Origin of the sequence: Mesorhizobium sp. M0664, from assembly GCF_040320565.1 — a bacterium.
Taxonomy (GTDB): Bacteria; Pseudomonadota; Alphaproteobacteria; order Rhizobiales; family Rhizobiaceae; genus Mesorhizobium.
On record NZ_JAMYPW010000001.1, the window covers coordinates 219,691 to 239,974 of the forward strand.

The 20,284-nt window shown below is 64.9% G+C and carries 17 protein-coding genes; 10 read left to right on the plus strand and 7 right to left on the minus strand.

Annotated elements, in window-relative coordinates:
- Positions 1–74: 74 nt before the first annotated feature.
- A complete protein-coding gene (locus NKI39_RS00950) occupies positions 75–290 on the minus strand; it encodes a DUF6356 family protein (RefSeq protein WP_352469961.1) in 216 nt (71 codons plus the stop codon).
- A 115-nt stretch (positions 291–405) separates the two neighbouring features.
- On the opposite strand from NKI39_RS00950, the gene NKI39_RS00955 reads away from it, so the two are divergent.
- The 3 genes from NKI39_RS00955 (at position 406) to NKI39_RS00965 (ending at position 2,102) form a co-directional block, all read left to right on the plus strand.
- Positions 406–876, plus strand: coding sequence for an Lrp/AsnC family transcriptional regulator (locus NKI39_RS00955; RefSeq protein ID WP_023676368.1), 471 nt, complete (start codon positions 406–408; stop codon positions 874–876).
- Between the two features lie 84 nt (positions 877–960).
- The gene (gene dut, locus NKI39_RS00960) at positions 961–1,446 is read left to right on the plus strand and encodes a dUTP diphosphatase (RefSeq protein ID WP_023717930.1); all 486 of its coding nucleotides are present in this window, start codon (positions 961–963) and stop codon (positions 1,444–1,446) included.
- Positions 1,446–2,102: an HAD family hydrolase gene (locus NKI39_RS00965; RefSeq protein ID WP_352458656.1), complete on the plus strand. Its 657-nt coding sequence runs from the start codon at positions 1,446–1,448 to the stop codon at positions 2,100–2,102. Before dut ends, NKI39_RS00965 begins: the two co-directional genes overlap by 1 nt.
- 33 nt (positions 2,103–2,135) lie before the next feature.
- On the opposite strand, the gene NKI39_RS00970 is transcribed toward NKI39_RS00965, so the two are convergent.
- Complete coding sequence (locus NKI39_RS00970; RefSeq protein ID WP_352767202.1) at positions 2,136–2,720, minus strand: TetR/AcrR family transcriptional regulator; 585 nt, start codon at positions 2,718–2,720, stop codon at positions 2,136–2,138.
- An 82-nt stretch (positions 2,721–2,802) separates the two neighbouring features.
- On the opposite strand from NKI39_RS00970, the gene NKI39_RS00975 reads away from it, so the two are divergent.
- The 4 genes from NKI39_RS00975 to NKI39_RS00990 all read left to right on the plus strand — a co-directional run bounded on the left by NKI39_RS00975 (position 2,803) and on the right by NKI39_RS00990 (position 6,040).
- A complete protein-coding gene (locus tag NKI39_RS00975) occupies positions 2,803–3,213 on the plus strand; it encodes an SRPBCC family protein (protein WP_352830338.1) in 411 nt (136 codons plus the stop codon).
- Between the two features lie 75 nt (positions 3,214–3,288).
- Complete coding sequence (locus tag NKI39_RS00980) at positions 3,289–4,146, plus strand: hypothetical protein (RefSeq protein WP_352767198.1); 858 nt, start codon at positions 3,289–3,291, stop codon at positions 4,144–4,146.
- Positions 4,147–4,223: 77 nt separating this feature from the next.
- The gene (locus tag NKI39_RS00985; RefSeq protein ID WP_352469965.1) at positions 4,224–5,027 is read left to right on the plus strand and encodes an isocitrate lyase/PEP mutase family protein; all 804 of its coding nucleotides are present in this window, start codon (positions 4,224–4,226) and stop codon (positions 5,025–5,027) included.
- A 14-nt stretch (positions 5,028–5,041) separates the two neighbouring features.
- On the plus strand, positions 5,042–6,040 hold the full coding sequence (locus tag NKI39_RS00990; RefSeq protein ID WP_352830342.1) for a proline racemase family protein: 999 nt from the start codon (positions 5,042–5,044) through the stop codon (positions 6,038–6,040).
- Here the strand turns inward: NKI39_RS00990 and NKI39_RS00995 are convergent.
- Positions 6,037–6,732 (minus strand): sulfate transporter family protein, encoded by a 696-nt coding sequence (locus tag NKI39_RS00995; RefSeq protein WP_352767193.1) that lies wholly within the window; start codon positions 6,730–6,732, stop codon positions 6,037–6,039. The two genes, NKI39_RS00990 and NKI39_RS00995, sit on opposite strands and share 4 nt — an antisense overlap.
- Before the next feature lie 213 nt (positions 6,733–6,945).
- Between NKI39_RS00995 and NKI39_RS01000 the strand changes: the two genes are divergently transcribed.
- Complete coding sequence (locus NKI39_RS01000; protein ID WP_352458263.1) at positions 6,946–7,938, plus strand: adenosine kinase; 993 nt, start codon at positions 6,946–6,948, stop codon at positions 7,936–7,938.
- Positions 7,939–8,122: 184 nt separating this feature from the next.
- On the opposite strand, the gene NKI39_RS01005 is transcribed toward NKI39_RS01000, so the two are convergent.
- Positions 8,123–10,402, minus strand: a complete 2,280-nt coding sequence (locus NKI39_RS01005; RefSeq protein WP_352767191.1) for an NADP-dependent malic enzyme — start codon at positions 10,400–10,402, stop codon at positions 8,123–8,125.
- Positions 10,403–10,605: 203 nt separating this feature from the next.
- Between NKI39_RS01005 and mutS the strand changes: the two genes are divergently transcribed.
- Positions 10,606–13,254 (plus strand): DNA mismatch repair protein MutS, encoded by a 2,649-nt coding sequence (mutS, locus tag NKI39_RS01010; RefSeq protein ID WP_352830599.1) that lies wholly within the window; start codon positions 10,606–10,608, stop codon positions 13,252–13,254.
- Between the two features lie 111 nt (positions 13,255–13,365).
- Here the strand turns inward: mutS and NKI39_RS01015 are convergent, their stop codons facing one another.
- The 3 genes from NKI39_RS01015 to NKI39_RS01025 form a co-directional block, all read right to left on the minus strand.
- Positions 13,366–14,211, minus strand: a complete 846-nt coding sequence (locus tag NKI39_RS01015; RefSeq protein ID WP_352830347.1) for an aldo/keto reductase — start codon at positions 14,209–14,211, stop codon at positions 13,366–13,368.
- A gap of 109 nt (positions 14,212–14,320) precedes the next feature.
- Positions 14,321–14,707 (minus strand): CopM family metallochaperone, encoded by a 387-nt coding sequence (gene copM, locus NKI39_RS01020; RefSeq protein WP_352767187.1) that lies wholly within the window; start codon positions 14,705–14,707, stop codon positions 14,321–14,323.
- 43 nt (positions 14,708–14,750) lie between these two features.
- Complete coding sequence (locus NKI39_RS01025; protein WP_352830350.1) at positions 14,751–17,255, minus strand: heavy metal translocating P-type ATPase; 2,505 nt, start codon at positions 17,253–17,255, stop codon at positions 14,751–14,753.
- A gap of 225 nt (positions 17,256–17,480) precedes the next feature.
- Here NKI39_RS01025 and NKI39_RS01030 point away from each other — a divergent pair, with 225 nt between their 5' ends.
- Complete coding sequence (locus NKI39_RS01030; RefSeq protein ID WP_352540446.1) at positions 17,481–20,279, plus strand: [protein-PII] uridylyltransferase; 2,799 nt, start codon at positions 17,481–17,483, stop codon at positions 20,277–20,279.
- The last annotated feature ends 5 nt before the right edge of the window (positions 20,280–20,284 follow it).

A 20,284-nucleotide genomic window follows, 5' to 3' on the forward strand; every position in this document is an offset into this window, starting at 1 on the left:
TCGGGATTGCGCTGCGGGGCCTGTTGAGGGTCGGCGCTGTCCAGCGGCCTCGCTGCGCTCGGTACCTCTGCGGCTTACCGTCCTCTGTTGTGCGTCCGCTCATAGAGCTCACGGATGATGCCGCTTGCCGTGGTCTCGAACAGAAACGGCAAGAAAGCATGAACGAGCGCGGCAAAGGCCGCCATGAACAATCGCGACGAGAACCATGCGGCGAAAGCCATATGGCCGAAATAACTCTCGCCGACCGCGGCCGGGTGAGAGGTGAAAAGTCTTGCGAGCCGTGCGGTCATGTCGATCCCTCCTGCCGGCATGAAGAGCCGGCGATGAGTATACTGGCATGGGTGTTCGGTTCATCGGTCTCAAATTGTCCTTGTGAAAGGCTGAATTTTGGGACAAACATCCCACATGGCGCCGGAAATCGACGAAATAGACCGGAGATTGCTGGCCGAGCTGCAACGCGACGGCACGCTGTCCGTCGACCAGCTCTCGGCAAGAATATCGCTGTCGCGCAATGCCTGCTGGCGCCGGGTGAAGCGGCTGGAGGAGGACGGCGTCATCACCGGCCGGGTGGCGCTGGTCGATGCCGACAAGCTTGGGCTCGGCCTTTCGGTGTTCATCCTGATCCGCACCTCCAACCACGATCCCGACTGGCTGCAAAGATTCCGGGCGGCGGTGACCGGCTTTGCCGAGATCACCGGCGCTTACCGCATGTCCGGCGATCTCGACTATGTCCTGCGCGCCCGCGTCGCCGATGTGAAGGCGTATGACCGGCTCTATCAACGGCTGATCGCCAAGGTGGCACTATCCGACGTTTCGGCCTCCTTCGTCATGGAGGAGATCAAGGAGACCACGGTCGTTCCGATGGAACTGCGCTGAGGCGGAACCGCACTGAAAGAAAGCCGTTGATAGCATTGCCGCCGAGTTGACTGAGCCGGCGTTCGCGACGATAGGATCAGCCTCATGCGCGCAGCACTTTATCCCACCTCCGTCATCGGTCCGGCTGTCGGCTTCGTCAGGCTGCCGCATGGCGAGGGCTTGCCGCTTCCGGCCTATGAAAGCTCGGGCGCCGCCGGCATGGACCTGCGCGCCGCCGTCCCGGACGACAGGCCGCTCTTGATCCTGCCGGGAAAGCGCGCGCTGGTGCCGACCGGGCTGGTCCTGGAAATTCCGGAGGGCGTCGAAGGCCAGGTCCGGCCGCGTTCGGGCCTCGCCTTCAAGCACGGGCTCACCTGCCTCAACACGCCGGGCACCATCGACAGTGACTATCGCGGCGAGGTCAAGGTGCTGCTGATCAATCTCGGCGACGAGGATTTCGCGGTGACGCGGGGCATGCGGATCGCCCAGATCGTCTTCGCCCCGGTGACGCAGGCGACCGTCGAGGAGCGCACATTGGCTGGCGGCACAACGCGCGGCTCGGGCGGCTTCGGATCGACCGGCACGGCCTGATGAAAATACCCAAGCTCGTCATCTTCGATTGCGACGGGGTTCTGGTCGACACCGAGAACCTGGCCAATCGGCGCCTCGCCGAATGGCTGACCGCGGCCGGCTTTCCGGCCAGCTTCGAATATTGCCGGAAGAATTTCTCCGGCCGCAGCATGGTCTCGGTGCAGAAGGAAGTCGAGGCGACCGGCGTCAGCCTCGGCGCCGATTTCGTCGAGCGCTGGAACGCCGGCCTGCCGGACCTGTTCGCGCATGGCGTCGAGGCCATCCCCTACGTTCGCGAGTTCATCGAAACCGTGCACGCCGCCGGCATCGCCACCTGCGTCGCCTCGTCGGCACGGGTATCGAAAATGCACATCACGCTCGGTCAGACCGGGCTGCTGCCGCTGTTCGAGCATGCGCTGTTCAGCTCGACCATGGTCTCGCGCGGTAAGCCGTTCCCCGACCTCTTCCTGCATGCGGCAGCGACGATGGGCTTCGCACCCGCCGACTGCATCGTCATCGAGGACAGCGTCGCCGGCACGGCAGCCGGCATCGCCGCCGGCATGCGCGTCTATTCCTACCACGGCGACCCGCTTTCCGACCGCGACGGGCTGATCGAAGCCGGCGGCATCCTGTTCGACGACATGCGTGAACTGGCCGGGCTGGTGCCGATCCACTGATCGCCTTTGCACAGCCTGCATGCGCGCCCGATCTCAGACCGGGCGCGGCGCCCCAAGTACTCGGTCGACCGTGTCGCGTATGAGACTGCGCAGATTGGCCGGCCTGTCGAGATGACTGACGACAAGGAGGCCGTCGGCCGCCACCGTTAGCGCGTCCGCGGTGCGGTCCGGATCGGGATCTGCGTCGGCGATCAGCAAGTCCCTGAGGGTGCCCCACTTCCAGTGACGATGCTGATCGATCGCCTGGCGAACCGGGCTGCTGGGGTCCGGATATTCAGCAGCGGCGTTCTGAAACGGGCAGCCGCGGTAGCCCGGCTGATCCGCCGCGTCGGCGATGAGATCGAATATGGCAAGGATCATCTGGCGAGGTGGCCGCCGGCCAAGGCTCGCGATTGCCGCCCGTCCTCCCTTGCTGAGCTCCTCGATATAGGCGCGGACGAGGTCGTCCTTGGCCGCGAAGTGATGATAGAACGTCGCCTTGGCAACGCCGGCCTCGGCGATGATGCGGTCGATCCCGACTGCACGGACCCCCTCCAGAGAAAACAGTGCGGTCGCCGTATCGAGGATGCGACGACGCGCAAGGCTTTCGGGACGATCGTTGATTCGGGCTGCGGACATGTCTTGACTGTATAGCAGACAGGTCTGTATACATCCATATGTAGACAGACAGGTCTACCTGTTAACGAAGGGAAGGCGAAACATGGCTTCGATAATCAGGGAAATCATCGTAGATGCTTCACCGGACAGCGTTTGGGCGACGGTGGGCGACTTCGCGGGCGGCGCCCAACGGATAGCCCCAGGCGTTTTCGTCGACTGCCGGGTGGATGAGGGCGCGGTACGGGCCCTTACTTTCGCCGACGGCAAGATTGTGCGAGAGCGGCTCATCGCCCGCGACGAGCATAGCCGGCGGATCGTGTGGGGATGGCTCGGCGACGAGGTCACCCACGATAATACCTCCATGCAGGTCTTTGCCGAGGGCGAGGGCCGGAGCCGCCTGGTCTGGATTCACGACACTCTGCCCGACGAACTCGGCGCGTGGCTCGCAGCCGCCATGGATCAGCTGGTGCCGGTTTTCCAGCAGACCCTGGCGAGCCAAGCCAAGCCAACATAGAGGCAACGCCAGGTGTTTCCTCTTGGTCGCAAAATGCTCTAGCTTGCGCGCGCCCGAGATAACGAGCGCGCGCGCATGACCTTCTCCCTGCTTCGTTTCATCTTTGCCTGCCTGCTGCTGCCCTGTCTTTGGACGACGGCCAGCGCGGAGGCCGTCAGTTTCCCGGAGCTCGGCAGCGCCGTCCCCGGCCACGGCGATGTCACCTATCTCGATCTCGCCAGGATGGTCATTCCCGATCTGACCGCGGACAAGGACGGTTTTTTCCGAGGTTCGATGCCGATCGAGATGCGCCACGTCGCTGGACCGGACTACGACGGCTCGCCGCCGGCGACGTCGGGTCTTTCCAGCGGCGACGTGCTCGGCATCAAGGCCGGCGGCAAGGACCGGCTGGCGATGCTGCTCGACCTCGGCGACTCGCCTGACAGCGCCGAGGGCTATGCCGCGCTGGCACTCTACGACATCACCGGCAAGCCGGCCTTGCTCGACGCGGTCAATGTCGCCGTCGACCGCAGCACCTACTTTCGCGATCCGGGCAAGCTGTCGATCGGGCCCGGCGATGACGCCATCATCAGCATGAGCATGCATTTCAATTCGAGCCAGGGCTATGGGATCACGCCGCTGATCATGGTCCGCAACGACAGGTTCGAGCTGATCGACATGATCTATACGTTCGACGAAAACCTCTGCACTCATAGGAGGACACAGAATGCGGCGTTCCAGGTGATCGCCGACGGCCAGCCCTATGCAGCCATCAAGGTCACGGTGACCGACGCGACGCTGCCGGGAGAAGAAAGCTGCGACGGCCAGCCGCCGCCAGAGGCGTCTTCGCGCGACATCTCCGTCACCTATCATTGGGACAAAAATGCTTCGCGCTACGTCAAGGATTCCGACGCGCTGGATCGATTGGCAGATGACAACGCCAAACGCTTCTGAGCCAACCGCATTTGTTTGCCCGGCGCCTTCCGCCGGGCTAGAATTTGCCTCACATTCTGCACTGGAGGGGAGCATCCATGGACAAGGGCAAGATTTTTCGCGACCTGCATGCCTCGATCTTCGTCATGGCCAATTCCTGGGACGTCGGCACGACCAAGCTCTTGGCCTCATTCGGCTTCAAGGCGCTGGCCACGACCAGCGCCGGCTTTGCCTTTTCGCGCGGCCTGCCGGACGGCGCGGTGACGTTCGAGGCGATGATCCATCATTGCCGTGAAGTGTCAGCGGCGACCGGGCTGCCGGTTTCGGCGGACCTCGAAAAGGGCAAGGGCGACAGCGCGACAAGTGCCGGCGAGACCATCTTCGCCGCCGAGGCGGCTGGCCTCGCCGGCTGCTCGATCGAGGACCATACCGGCGAGCCCGACAAGCCGATCTATGATTTTGCGCATGCCGTCGAGCGCGTCGCGGCGGCGGCGGAAGCGGCACGGGCACTGAAACGCGATTTCGTCTTCACCGCGCGGGCCGAGAATTTCCTGTGGGGCAAGCCCGACCTCGACGATACGATCAAGCGGCTGCAGGCCTTCGAGAAGGCCGGCGCCGACGTGCTCTATGCACCGGGGCTGGGCGACATCGAGATGGTGCGAACCGTCTGCTCGGCGCTGACCAAGCCGGTCAACGTCATGGCCGGGCCCGGCTTCACCATCGCCGACCTGGCCATGGCGGGGGTAAAGCGCGTCTCGCTCGGCCCATGGCTGACCAATTTCGCCTTCGGGATGCTGGAGACCGCGGCGCGCGAGATCCAGCAGGATGGCACCTTCGGCTTCACCCGCGCCGCCATGCCGTTCGGCAAGCTGCAGGCGCTGTTTGCCAAACCTTCCGCCTAGGTTGGGTCCGGCAAATGACGCTCACGGTCGTGGACATGCACACCGGCGGCGAGCCGCTGCGGATCGTCACCGGCGGCTACCCCGATATTCCCAAGGGCACGATCCTCGAAAAGCGTGCGTATGTGCGCGACCATCTCGATCATCTCAGAAAGATCCTGATGTTCGAGCCGCGCGGCCATTACGACATGTATGGCGCGCTGCTGGTGGAGCCCGACCTGCGGGGCGCCGACCTCGCGGTGCTGTTCATGCACAATGAGGGCTATTCGACGATGTGCGGCCACGCCATCGTCGCGCTCGGCCGCTACGCCGTCGACGAGCGGCTGGTGGCGCCACGCGAGCCGCTGTCGACCGTCAATATCGAGGCGCCATGCGGGCTGATTTCGACTGCAGTCGAGGTAAGGGATGGCAAGGCCGGCGCGGTGTCCTTCGAAAGCGTGCCGGCGTTTCTGTTCGTCGGCGACCAGCGGATCGAGCTGCCGGGCTATGGTCCGGTCGGCTTCGACATCGCCTATGGCGGCGCCTTCTATGCACTGGCCGACTGCCGCCAGTTCGGGCTGGAATTTGGCAGGAACCGGGTGCGCGATTTCGTCGATGCAGCGACCGCGCTGACTGATAAGCTGAAGGCCGAATTGCCGCTGTCGCATCCCGACCATGCCGATCTCGCCTTTCTCTACGGCACAATCCTGACCGACGGACAGGATGCGTTCTCCGATACGCCGACCAAAAACATCTGCGTTTTCGCTGAAGCCGAGGTCGACCGTTCGCCGACCGGCTCCGGCGTCACCGCGCGGCTGGCGGCCATGCACGCCAAGGGCCAGATCGAAATTGGCCGGACGCGGCTGTTCGAGAGCATTGCCGGCTCGCGCTTTTCCGGCGCGGTCGTACGCACGGCCACGGCCGGGCCGCATGATGCCATCATCGCCCGCGTCGGCGGCCGCGCCTATTATTCAGGGCGGGCCGAATTCATCGTCGAGGACGATGATGAACTGGGGCGCGGCTTTCTGCTGCGCTAGCTCCCTTCCCGCGCAGAGATCGCCTTGTGCAGGTGCACCATCATGGCGGCGGCGAAGAGCGGCGTCAGAAGGTTGAGCAGCGGCACGGCAAGAAAAGCAGCAATGAGCAGCCCGGCGAGAAACACCGTGCCCGCATATTTCCTGCGCAACGCCCGTGCCTCGGCCTCCGGGCGAAAGCGCATGGCGGCGAATTCGAAGAACTCGCGCCCGAGCAGATAGCCGTTGACGACGAAAAAGGCGGCGATGTTGATGCCCGGCACCAGCAGAAGCAGCAGGGCGACGATGTTGCCGAGGATGACGACGCCGAAAAACCGGATCGCCAGCACCAGCGAGCGCAACGCCGGCACGGCGCGGCCGGGCGGGTCGTTTGGATAATCGGTGCGCTCGACCACTTCGGCGACGTCGTCGAGGAACAGGCCGGCGATGATCGCCGTCACCGGCGCGATGAGCAGCGCCAAGCCCAGCGCAAGGCCGATGCCGGCGACGACGGCGCCCAGCCATCCGGCCCAGGAGGGTAGGGCGGGCAGCCATGCATCGATCCACGGCCAGGCCAGCCATTCGAACAGGCTCTTGATCCCGAACCACAGCGCCGCCAGCGCCAGCAAGGTCAGCCCCAGTGTCTTCAGGAACACGGAACGGAATTCGGGCGAGAACAGCCGGCTCAAGGCGGCACGGGCGGCGTCGAGGATCACGGCGTTTCTAATTCCATGTCAAACGAGGCCCATGGGCGATATTTCGGGATAGGCGGAGACAGGTCGCGAGACAAGCGCAAACCGCGCGATACGAAGCATGCGTTCTGCCCGGATTTATAACTCGCGGCCTAGGCAAAGCCGCATCAAACCGCTAGACCCGCCCGCGCCCGGCGTGGCAGAAAGCCGGTGGGTTTTTGGCGGAGACATGAATTGATGCCGGACTATGACGTGCTTTGTATCGGAAATGCCATCGTCGACATCATCGCCCAGTGCGACGAGGCGTTCCTGGAGACCAACGGCATCATCAAGGGCGCAATGAATTTGATCGACACGAGGCGCGCCGAACTGCTCTACAGCCGCATGGGCCCGGCCATTGAAGCCTCGGGCGGCAGCGCCGGCAACACGGCGGCGGGCGTGGCCTCCTTCGGCGGTCGCGCCGCCTTCTTCGGCAAGGTCTCCAACGACGCGCTCGGCGAAATCTACGCGCATGACATCCATGCCCAGGGTGTCGCCTTCGACACCAGGCCGCTTAACGGCGAACCGCCGACAGCGCGCTCGATGATCTTCGTCACGCCGGACGGCGAGCGCTCGATGAACACCTATCTCGGCGCCTGCGTCGAGCTCGGCCCGGAGGACGTCGAGGCCGACAAGGCGTCGGGCGCCGCCGTCACCTATTTCGAGGGCTATCTGTGGGACCCGCCGCGCGCCAAGGAGGCGATCAGGCAGACGGCTAAGCTCGCCCACGCCGCCGGGCGCGAAGTGTCGATGACATTGTCGGACTCGTTCTGCGTCGATCGCTACCGCGACGAATTCCTCGATCTGATGCGCTCCGGCACCGTCGATATCGTCTTTGCCAACAGTCACGAGATCAAGTCGCTCTACCAGACCGCGTCTTTCGACGAGGCGCTGGCCCAGATCCGAAAGGATTGCAAGATCGCCGCCGTTACCCGCTCGGAAAAGGGCTCGGTGATCGTGCGCGGCGACGAGACCGTGACCATCAATGCGACCAGGATCCGCGAGCTGGTCGACACCACCGGCGCCGGCGACCTCTATGCCGCCGGCTTCCTCTACGGCTACACGCAAGGCCGCAGCCTCAAGGATTGCGGCGATCTCGGCTCGCTGGCAGCCGGGCTGGTCATCCAGCAGATCGGCCCAAGGCCACGGCAGAATCTGCGCCGAGAGGCCGAGCAGGCGGGGCTTCTGTAGCGGCATCTCTTCCTTCTCCCCCTGTGGGAGAAGGTGGATCGGCGCGCAGCGCCGAGACGGTTGAGGGGTGCTGGATGGAGTGCTGCCGGTGCCAAGCTGGAACACCCCTCATCCGACCGAGCTTCGCTCGGCCACCTTCTCCCACAGGGGGAGAAGGGAGAGGCGCTGCTGCTGCCCCCGCTCCTCAAGCCCCCGCGCTATACGCCGCAATCGCTGCCATGTTGACGATGTCCGAATCCTTGGCATTGAGCGAGACGATCTGAACCGGCTTGTTCAGGCCGACCAGCAGCGGGCCGATGACGGTCGAGCCGCCGAGCTCCTGCAGCATCTTGGTCGAGATCGAGGCCGAGTGGAAGGCCGGCATGACCAGCACGTTGGCCGGGCCGGTCAGCCTGATGAACGGGTACTGCGCCATGGCGCGGGCGTTGAGCGCCACGTCGGCGGCCATCTCGCCGTCATACTCGAAATCGACGCGGCGCTTGTCGAGGATGCGCACCGCTTCCTGGACGCGCTCGGAGCGCTCGCCCTGCGGATGGCCGAAGGTTGAATAGGCGAGCATGGCGAGCCTCGGCTCGTAGCCCATGCGGCGGGCAAAACCGGCAGCCTCCTCGGCGATGTCGGCGATCTCGACGGCATCAGGCATGTCGTGCACCGCGGTATCGGCAACGAGGACGGTGCGACCCCGCGCCAGCACGATCGACACGCCGATGACGCAGTGGCCGGGCCTTGCGTCGATGACGCGGCGGATGTCGTCGAGCGCCGTCGAATAGTTGCGGGTAACGCCGGTGACGATGCCGTCGGCATCGCCCAGCGCCACCATGCAGGCGGCGAAATGGTTGCGGTCGTTATTGATCAACCGCTGGCAGTCGCGGAACAGAAAGCCTTTGCGCTGCATGCGCTCGTAGAGATAGTCGGTGTAGATCGAGTTGCGGCGCGACAGCCGCGCATTGATGATCTCGATGCCTTGCTTGCCGAGGTCGATGCCGGCGTTCCTGGCGTTTTCCTTGATGATGTCGTCGCGTCCGAGCAGGATGGCGGTGCCGAGCCGCTGGTTCACATAGGAGACGGCGGCGCGCATCACCTGCTCCTCCTCGCCCTCGGCAAAGACGATGCGCTTGGGCTGGCGGCGGACGCGGTCGTAGATGCGCTGCAGCGTCGAGGCGATCGGGTCGCGGCGGGCGGAAAGCTCCTGCGCGTAACGGTCGAGATCGAGGATCGGCTTGCGCGCGACGCCGGAGTCCATCGCCGCCTTGGCGACGGCGATCGGGATCGCCGATATCAGGCGCGGATCGAACGGCACCGGGATGATGTAGTTGGGGCCGAATTTCGGCCGGTTGCCCTGGTAGGCGGCGGCGACGTCGTCGGGCACGTCCTGGCGCGCCAGTTCGGCGAGCGCTTTGGCCGCGGCGATCTTCATGTCGTCGTTGATGGTGGTCGCCCGCACATCCAGCGCGCCGCGGAAGATGTAGGGGAAGCCAAGCACATTGTTGACCTGGTTGGGATAGTCGGACCGTCCCGTCGCCATGATGGCGTCGGTGCGGATCTCGGCGACTTCTTCCGGCGTGATCTCGGGGTCGGGATTGGCCATGGCGAAGATGATCGGGTTTTTGGCCATCGACTGCACCATCCTGGTGGTCAGCGTGCCCTTGGCCGAGAGGCCGAGGAACACGTCGGCGCCGTCCAGCGCCTCGGCCAGCGAGCGCGCGCCGGTTTTCACGGCGTGCGCCGACTTCCACTGGTTCATGCCTTCGGTGCGACCCTGGAAGACGACGCCCTTAGTGTCGCACAGGATGATATTTTCTGGCGCAAAGCCCATCGCCTTCATCAGTTCGATGCAGGCGATGCCGGCAGCGCCGGCGCCGTTGCAGACCATTTTCGTGGTCTTCATGTCGCGGCCGGTGATTTCCAGCGCATTGATCAGGCCGGCGGCCGAAATGATGGCGGTGCCGTGCTGGTCGTCATGGAAGACCGGGATGTCCATCAGCTCGCGCAGCCGCTGCTCGATGATGAAGCACTCCGGTGCCTTGATGTCCTCGAGGTTGATGCCGCCGAAGGAGGGGCCGAGAAAGCGCACGCAGTTGATGAATTCGTCGGCATCCTCGGTATCGACCTCGAGGTCGATGGAATCGACATCGGCGAAGCGCTTGAACAGCACCGCCTTGCCTTCCATTACCGGCTTCGAGGCCAGCGCGCCGAGATTGCCGAGGCCGAGGATGGCGGTGCCGTTGGAGATGACGGCGACCATGTTGCCGCGAACCGTGTAGTCGAAGGCGCGGCTCGGGTCCTCGGCGATGGCGAGAACCGGCACAGCGACGCCCGGCGAATAGGCAAGGCTGAGATCGCGCTGCGTCGCCATTGGTTTTGTGGCTACGATCTCCAGCTTGCCGGGGCGGCCCATGGCATGGAATTCCAATGCCTCCTGGGCGCTGACGGAGGGCCCGTTGCTTTCGGTTTTCTTGGCCATGGTACTTTCGGTTTCCTCGCCCGTACGGCACCGCTTGAGATGGGTGCGCATGCTTTCTTTTGTGGAAGGTTCGGGATTAAGGCTACACTTCGCCGCTGTAAACCGCCAAGCATGGCTTGCAAAATTTTGGAAGCAGCTTCTTGAACGACGAGACGCCCATTCGAAGCGACAACGCCACGCCGGCCTTCGCGCCGGCGACGCCGATGATGGAGCAGTATATCGAGATCAAGGCGGCGAACCCGGATTCGCTGCTGTTCTACCGCATGGGCGATTTCTACGAGCTGTTCTTCGACGACGCCGAAAAGGCAAGCCGGGCGCTCGGCATCGTGCTGACCAAGCGCGGCAAGCACCAGGGGCTCGACATCCCGATGTGCGGCGTGCCGGTGCATGCCGCCGACGATTATCTGCAGAAGCTGATCGGTCAGGGGTTCCGCGTCGCCGTCTGCGAGCAGATCGAGGATCCGGCCGAGGCCAAGAAGCGCGGCGGCAAATCGGTGGTGCGCCGTGATGTGGTGCGGCTGGTGACACCCGGCACCATCACCGAAGACAGACTGCTGGCGCCGTCGGAATCGAGTTTCCTGATGGCGCTGGGACGAGTCAAGGGCGGGGCAGAGCACGCTTTCGCCTTGGCCTGGATCGAGATCTCGACCGGTGTCTTCCGCGTCGCCGAGACCACCGCCGACCGGCTGCTCGCCGATGTCTTCCGCGTCGATCCGCGCGAGCTGATCGTCGCCGAGCCGGTGTTTTACGACTCGGAGCTGAAACCGGTCTTCGACGTGCTCGGCCGCGTCGCCAGCCCGCAGCCGCCGTCGCTGTTCGATTCGGCTTCGGCCGCCGGCCGCATCGCCCGCTTCTTCGAGGTGGCAACGCCGGATAGTTTCGGCACGTTTTCGCGCGCCGAACTGTCGGCGATCTCGGGCGTCATCGCCTATGTCGAAAAGACGCAGAAGGCCGAGCGGCCACCGCTGTCGCGGCCGCAGCGCGAGGAGCAGGGTTCGACGCTGTTCATCGACCCGGCGACGCGCGCCAATCTGGAGCTGCTGCGCACGCTGTCCGGCAGCCGCGACGGGTCGCTGTTCAAGGCGATCGACCGCACGGTGACCGGCGGCGGCGCAAGGCTGCTCGCCGACCGGCTGACGGCGCCGCTGACGGACCCGGCGGCAATCGCCGCAAGGCTGGACTCGGTGTCGTTATTCCGCTCCGAAACGCGCCTCTGCCAGGCGGTGCGGGCAAGCCTGAAGAGCGTCGCCGACATGCCGCGCGCGCTGTCCAGGCTGGCGCTCAACCGCGGCGGCCCGCGCGACCTCGGCGCGCTGCGCGCCGGTTTCGAAGCGGCCGGCGCCATCGCCGAACTGTTCGGCCAAACCGCATTGCCGGCCGAACTGACCGCGGCGTTGGGAGCTATCAAGGCACTGCCCAGTGATCTGGCGACGCATCTGGCACAGGCGCTCAGCGACGAGCTGCCGTTGCTCAGGCGCGACGGCGGCTTCGTCCGCGGCGGCTACCACGCCGAACTCGACGAGATGCGGGCACTGCGCGACGAGTCGCGAAAGGTGATCGCCGGGCTGGAGCGTTCGCTGATCGACGAGACCGGCATCCGCTCGCTGAAGATCAGGCACAACAATGTGCTCGGCTACTATATCGAGGTCACCGCCAATCATCATGCGCTGATGACCGGCAGCGACGGCGCCAGGGCGCGCTTCATCCATCGCCAGACCATGGCCAACGCCATGCGCTTCACCACCACCGAGCTCGCCGAGCTGGAATCGAAGATCGCAAATGCCGCCGACCGGGCGCTGGCGATCGAGCTTGCCGCTTTCGACGCGCTGACGGCGGAAGTCGTCGGCCAGGCCGACAGGATCCGCGCCGGCGCCGAAGCGCTCGCCGTGCTCGACGTTTCGGCCGCACTTGCCTTGCTTTCCGAGAGCGAGGCCTGGTGCCGGCCGCTGGTCGATGCGAGCCTTGCCTTCGAGATTGCGGGCGGACGCCACCCGGTGGTCGAACAGGCGCTGCGGCGTTCCGGCGAAGGTCCGTTCGTCGCCAATGATTGCGACCTGTCGCCGCAAGGCGATGCCAAGGCCGGCGCGATCTGGCTGCTGACCGGCCCCAATATGGGCGGCAAATCGACCTTCCTCAGGCAAAACGCGCTGATCGCCATCCTCGCCCAGACCGGCTCCTTCGTGCCTGCGGCATCAGCCCATATCGGCGTCGTCGACCGGCTGTTTTCGCGGGTCGGCGCCTCCGACGATCTGGCGCGCGGCCGCTCCACCTTCATGGTCGAGATGGTCGAGACGGCGGCGATCCTCAACCAGGCAGGCGAACGCGCACTGGTCATCCTCGACGAGATCGGCCGCGGCACCGCCACTTTCGACGGCCTGTCGATCGCATGGGCGGCGGTCGAATATCTGCACGAGAAAAACCGCTGCCGGGCGATCTTCGCCACGCATTTCCACGAGATGACGGCGCTGGCCGGAAAACTGCCGCGGCTCTCCAACGTCACCATGCGGGTCAAGGAATGGGAGGGCGACGTGGTCTTCCTGCACGAGGTCGGCAAGGGTGCGGCCGACCGTTCCTACGGCGTCCAGGTAGCGCGGCTGGCCGGCCTGCCGGAAGCGGTCGTCGGCCGGGCCAAGGAAGTGCTGCACCAGCTCGAAGCCGGCGAGGTCTCGGGCAAGGCCAACCGTCTGGTCGACGACCTGCCGCTGTTTTCCGTGGCGGCGCAGCGGGAAGCGTCGAAGCCGGCGAAGAGTGATGGGCTGGGTTTGGCGCTAGCGGAGATCAATCCCGACGAGATGACGCCAAGGGAAGCGCTGGAGGCGCTGTACCGGCTGAAGGGGATGGCTGAGAAGTAGTGCTCGTCCGATAGCGCTCTACGGCACCCCCCCTCTGTCCTGCCGGACTGTCCGGCAGGACAGAGGGGGGTGTGACGGAACGCTGCTTTGGCTTGCCTTCCGCCCCACCCCTCAAATCATCGCCAAGCCGGACTTCCGCCTCGGTGGTGGGAAGGCGCGGTCAATTTCGGCGAAATCTTCGCTCGTGAGCTCGATGTCCAACGCCGCGACATTCTGCCGGATATGCTCCGGGCGGCTGGCCTTCGGAATGGCAATCACGCCGTCCTGCGCCATCACCCAGGCAAGAGCGATCTGCGCCGGCGTCGCACCGTGGCGGGCGGCGATGGCATCTAACCTGGCGTTGCGCGCCAATACCCCCTGATCGACCGGCGAATAGGCCATCAGCGGCATGCCGCGTTGCCGGCTCCACGGGGCGAGGTCGAACTCGACGCCGTGCTGCGACAGATTGTAGAGCACCTGGTTGGTCTGGACGTTGCCGCCGGCCGGCAACCGAACCAGCTCTTCCATCTCATCGGTATCGAAATTGCTGACGCCCCAATGGCGGATCTTGCCGGCCGCCTTCAACGCTTCGAACGCCTCTACCGTTTCCATCAAAGGAACGCTGCCCGGCCAATGCAAGAGATAGAGATCGATGCGGTCGGTGGCGAGATGCCTCAGGCTGTTCTCGCACGCCCGTTTCACGCCGGCGCGTGAGGCATTGGACGGCAGCACCTTGGAGACCAGGAAAACCTCGTCGCGGCGACCGGCGATGGCCTCCGCCACCACCTCCTCGGCACCGCCGCCGGCATACATTTCGGCGGTGTCGATCAGCGTCATGCCGAGATCCAGCCCGAGCTTCAGGGCATTGGCCTCGTCGCCACGGCGGCGGCCGTCCTCGCCCATCTTCCAGGTGCCCTGGCCGAGCACCGGCACGGCTTCGCCGCAGGGCAGGGTGGTCGTTCTTATCGTCGAAGGCATGGCATGCTCCAGTCCGAGGCCCGGATAGCACCATAGCCGCCAAGGGAAATCCAGGCGAAGCAGAAATCCAGGTGAAGCCTCTCGCCCGGATTCCCCGACAGCGTGACGCCTACTTCACCGGATGGGCAGCGAGCCAGTCCTGCATCTGCTTGATCTCGGCTTGCTGCGCGGCGATCACTGCTTCCGCCAGCTTGCGGATTTCCGGATCCTTGCCGTTGGCGAGCTCGACCTTGGCCATGTCGATCGCCGCCTGGTGATGCGGGATCATGCCGCGGGCGAAATCGACGTCGGCATTACCGGAATATTCGATTGCCATCATGTCGGTATGCATCTTGTCCATCGCCGCCTTGTAGCCCTCGGTCGAGGGGCTCTGCGCGCCCATTGCGACCATGTCGTGCTTCATCTCCTCGGCTTGTGCCGGAACGCTTTCGAGGAAAACGGCAAGCAGCATTCCCGCCGCCATCATCAACAGCACGATCTTCTTGGCCAAGGTCATTCGTCGTCTCCTTTTTTGAACAGGGTCTATCTGGAAGTTTTACTCAGAGTTTCAACGTCCTGAGCCGCAATGCGTTGGCGATCACCGAAACCGAAGACAGGCTCATCGCCGCCGCCGCAATCATCGGCGACAGCAGCGTGCCGGTGAGCGGATAAAGCACGCCGGCAGCAACCGGCACGCCGAGCACATTGTAGAGGAAAGCAAAAAACAGGTTCTGGCGGATGTTGCGGATCGTCGCGCGGGCCAGCGTCCTCGCCCTGACGATGCCGTTGAGATCGCCCTTGACCAGCGTAATTCCCGCACTTTCGACCGCAACATCGGCGCCGGTGCCCATAGCGATGCCGACATCGGCAGCGGCCAGTGCTGGCGCATCGTTGACCCCGTCGCCGGCCATGGCAACGCCGGCACCGCCGGCGCGCAATTCCTCGACCAGCGCGTTCTTCTGTTCGGGCAAAAGTCCGGCACGCACCGCGTCGATGCCGAGCTTGGCTGCGATGGCCTTGGCGGTGCGCTCGTTGTCGCCGGTCGCCATGACGATCTTCAGCCCGCTGTCATGCAGCGCCTTGATCGCCTCGGCGGTGGTCGCCTTGATCGGGTCGGCAACGGCGACGAGGCCGGCGAGCCGGTTGCCGACAGCAACGAACATCGCGGTCTTGCCGTCGGCCTGCAGCGCCTCGGCGCTGGCCTGGACCGATGTGCTGTCGATGCCGAGATCGGCCATCATCGCAGCATTTCCGAGCGCCACCTTCTGTCCCGAAACCGTGCCGGAAACGCCTTTGCCAGTGACGGCCTCGAAACCGCCGGCATCGGGAATATTCACGCCGCGTTCGCGGGCGCCTTCGACGATCGCCTCGGCCAGCGGATGCTCCGAGCCCTTTTCCAGCCCGGCGGCGAGCGCCAGCAGCTCGTCTTGCGCCATGCCTTCGACGGCAACGACATCGGTCAGTCGCGGCCGGCCTTCGGTCAGCGTTCCCGTCTTGTCGACGATCAGCGTATCGACCGAGGCAAAGCGCTCGAGCGCCGCCGCTTCCTTGATCAGCACGCCGGCATGCGCGCCGCGCCCGGTGGCGGTCATGATCGACATTGGCGTGGCAAGGCCGAGCGCACACGGACAGGCGATGATCAGCACCGAGACCGCCGAGACGATGGCAAAGACCGGGCTGGGTTCCGGTCCGACGATCGCCCAGGCGACGAACGCTATGATCGCGACCAGCACGACGGCCGGGACGAAGTAGAACGAGACGCGGTCGGCCAACCCCTGGATCGGCGCGCGCGACCGCTGCGCCTTGGCGACAAGCTCGACGATGCGCGCCAGCGTCGTCTCGGCGCCGACTTTGTCGGCGCGCATGATCAGCGAGCCGTTCTTGTTGAGCGTGCCGCCGGTGAGGTTGTCGCCTTCGGTCTTTTCGACCGGCAGCGGCTCGCCTGTGATCATCGATTCGTCGATGGAAGAGCGCCCTTCGAGCACAATGCCGTCGACCGGCACGGCATCGCCTGGGCGGATGCGCAAGCGGTCGCCGGCCTTGACGGTTTCGAGCGGCACGTCGTTTTCGGAACCGTCCGCGCCGATCAGCCGCGCCGTCTTCGGCGCCAGGTCGAGCAGCGCACGGATCGCCGAGCCGGTTTTCTCGCGGGCGCGCAATTCCAGCACCTGGCCAAGGAACACCAGCGCGACGATCACCGCCGCCGCCTCGAAATAGACCGGCACGGTGCCGTCATGGCCGCGGAACTGGTGCGGAAAGAGGCCCGGAAACAGCGTGGCGACGACGCTGTAGAGATAGGCGGCACCGACGCCGAGCGAAATCAGCGTCCACATATTGGGGCTGCGGTTGAGGATCGAATCCCAGCCGCGGTGGAAGAACGGGAATGCCGCCCACAGCACCACCGGGCTGGCCAGCGCCAGCTCCAGCCAGACCTTCGCGCGGTCGTCGATGAAGGCCTGAAACGTCAGGCCGAGCATCGGCGTCATCGCGATGACCAGCAACGGCACGGACAGCACCGCGCTCACCCAAAAGCGCCTGGTGAAGTCGACCAGTTCCGGGTTAGGCCCCTCGTCGCCGGTCGGCACGCCCATCGGTTCCAGCGCCATGCCGCAGATCGGGCAGGAGCCGGGCTTGTCGCGGATGATTTCCGGATGCATCGGGCAGGTGTATTGCGTGCCTTTCGGCATCGCCCGCGGCGCCGGCCTGTCGCCGAGATACTTTGCCGGCTCGGCTTCGAACTTCGCCTGGCAAGCGGCGGAGCAGAAATAGAAGCCCCGGCCCTCGTGCCGCAAAAAGTGCTTGGCCGTGGCGCGATCGACGCTCATGCCGCAGACGGGATCGCTAGCGGTCAGGTATTTTTCCGGCTCGGCGACGAATTTCGCGCGGCAGCTCTCGCTGCAGAAATGATAGCGATGGCCGTCATGCTCGGCCGTCGGCTTGCCGGCAGCCGGATCGACGGTCATGCCGCAGACCGGATCGCGGACGACGGCGTCCGCAGCAGAGGGTGCGCCTTTTGCCGAGCAGCAGCTGCCATGGGCGTGATGATGGTGATCGGAATGCGTCATGCCGAAAGCCCCTGTATTCGATGTTGCGGCGGAGGTAGTGCTTCCAGTAACTGGAAGGTCAAGGGCCGATTTCGATTTTTCGTGGCCAGGCCCTAACCGAACCGGCCGCGGGCGCGAGACGATCGTCCTGTCGGCGGCCGTGGAGAACGCGTCCGCCCGCCCCATACCCAGCGCCGCGAAAACGCGCTATAGACGCCGCCGAAACGGCGAGGCCGAACGGCATTTATGGCAAGAATATCCCTGAAGCTCGAGGAACTGATCGACGGCGAAGCCTTGCGCCGCGAGATGACCGAACTGACCGCGGCCACGGCAGGCGACGGCTCCGGCAAGGCCGCGCGCAGCGGCGTCCTCAAGCTTCTCAAAAGCCGGCTCGCCGACGGCCGCACGGTCGCCGAACGCATGCTGATGGACGATGGCAGCGGCACCGCCTGCGCCGCCCGGCTGTCGCATCTGATGGATGAGATCATCCGCGCGCTCTACGATTTCGCCGCCACCCATGTCTATCGCGTCAAAAACCCGTCTTCGGCCGAGCGCATGGCGGTCGTGGCCGTCGGCGGCTATGGCCGCGGCACGCTGGCGCCCGGGTCCGACATCGATCTGCTGTTCCTGCTGCCCTACAAGCAGACGCCCTGGGGCGAGCAGATCGTCGAATACATGCTCTATATGCTGTGGGACCTCGGGCTGAAGGTCGGCCACGCCACCCGCAACATCGACGAGTGCCTCAGGCTGTCGCGCACCGACATCACCATCCGCACCTCGATCCTGGAGGCGCGCTTCCTGTGGGGCGAGCAAAAGCTCTATGACGAGCTTTTGCAGCGCTTCGACCACGAGGTGGTGCGCACCACCGGCCCCGAATATGTCCAGGCCAAGCTCGCCGAACGCGACGAGCGCCACGCCAAGGCCGGCGAGAGCCGTTACCTGGTCGAACCCAACGTCAAGGACGGCAAGGGCGGCCTGCGCGACCTGCAGACGCTGTTCTGGATCGCCAAATATTTCTACCGCGTGCGCACCGGCGAGGAACTGGTCGACAAGGGCGTCTTCACCGACGCCGAATACAGGGAATTCCAGAAGGCCGAGGATTTTCTATGGGCGGTGCGCTGCCACATGCATTTCCTCACCGGCAAGGCCGAGGAGCGGCTGCATTTCGATATCCAGCGCGATATTGCCGAGCGGCTGGGCTACACCACCCATCCCGGCCTGTCGGCGGTCGAGCGATTCATGAAGCACTACTTCCTCGTCGCCAAGGATGTCGGCGACCTGACCCGCATTTTCTGCGCCGCGCTGGAAGAAGAGCAGGCCAAGCATGTGCCGGGCTTCAACCGCATCTTCCTCACCTTTTCGCGCCGCAAGCGCAAGCTCGCCGGCACGGCCGATTTCATCGTCGACAACCACCGCATCAACATTGCCGACGACGAGGTGTTCGAGCGCGATCCGGTTAACCTGCTCAGGCTGTTCTGGTTTGCCGATAAGCATGGCCTGGAATTCCACCCCGATGCGCTGAAGCTTTTGACCCGCTCTCTCGGCCTCGTCGGCAAGGCGCTCAGGCGCGACGAGGAGGCCAACCGGCTGTTCCTCGATGTGTTGACCTCGGACCGCAACGCCGAGCTCAATCTGCGGCGCATGAACGAGGCCGGACTGCTTGCCAAGCTGATCCCGGACTTCGGCAAGATCGTCGCCATGATGCAGTTCTCGATGTACCACCACTACACGGTGGACGAGCACCTCATCCGCTGCATCGGCGTGCTGGCCGAGATCGAGCGCGGCGACGGGGAAAAGATCCATCCACTCGCCCACTCGCTGATGCCGGGGCTGAAGAAGAGCCGCGAGGCGCTCTATGTCGCCGTGCTGCTGCACGACATCGCCAAGGGCAGGCCGGAGGACCATTCGCAAGCCGGCGCCAGGATCGCCCGGCGCATCTGCCCGCATATGGGGCTGTCGCCGGCCGACACCGAAACGGTCGCCTGGCTGGTCGAGAACCACCTCGTCATGTCGATGACGGCGCAGACCCGCGATCTCAACGACCGCAAGACGATCGAAGATTTTGCCGCCATCGTGCAGTCGGTCGAACGGCTGAAGATGCTGCTTGTGCTTACCGTCTGCGATATCCGCGGCGTCGGGCCTGGGGTCTGGAACGGTTGGAAGGGCCAGTTGCTGCGTACGCTCTACTACGAGACCGAGCTTTTGTTGACCGGCGGGTTTTCGGAGGTGTCGCGCGCCAAACGGACGGCGGCGGCGCGCGAACAACTGGCCGAGGCGCTTGCCGACTGGCCGGAAAAGGCCCGCAAGCGTTATGTCGGCCAGCACTACGAGAACTATCTGCTGGCGGTCGATCTTCCCGACCAGCTCCGCCATGCCGAATTCATCCGCGAGGCCGATCACGCCGGCAAGAAGCTCGCCACCATGGTCAAAACCCACCAGTTCGAGGCGGTGACCGAGATCACCGTGCTGGCGCAGGACCATCCGCGCCTGCTCTCGGTGATTGCCGGCGCCTGTGCCGCGGCCGGCGGCAACATCGTCGACGCGCAGATCTTCACCACCTCGGACGGCCGCGCGCTCGACACCATCCTGATCTCGAGGGAGTTCGACCGCGACGAGGACGAGCGCCGCCGTGCCGAGCGCGTCGGCCGGCTGATCGAGGACGTGCTGTCGGGCAAGAGCTGGCTGCCCGAAATGATCGAGAAGCGCACCAAGCCGCGGCGCGGCGCCAAGGTTTTCCGTATTCCGCCACGCGCCGAGATCCGCAACACGCTGTCGAACCGTTTCTCGGTGATCGAGGTCGAGGGGCTGGACAGGCCGGGCCTTCTGTCGGAGATCACCGGCATGTTGTCGGACCTGTCGCTCGACATCGCCTCGGCCCACATCACCACATTCGGCGAAAAAGTCATCGACACGTTCTACGTCACCGATCTCACCGGCCAGAAGATCGACAGCCCGTCGCGTACGGCGACCATCCGCAACAGGCTGATCGCGGTGCTCGAGGGCACGGCGTCCGAGCGCGGCAAGACCAAAACGGCCGCCGAGTGACGGTT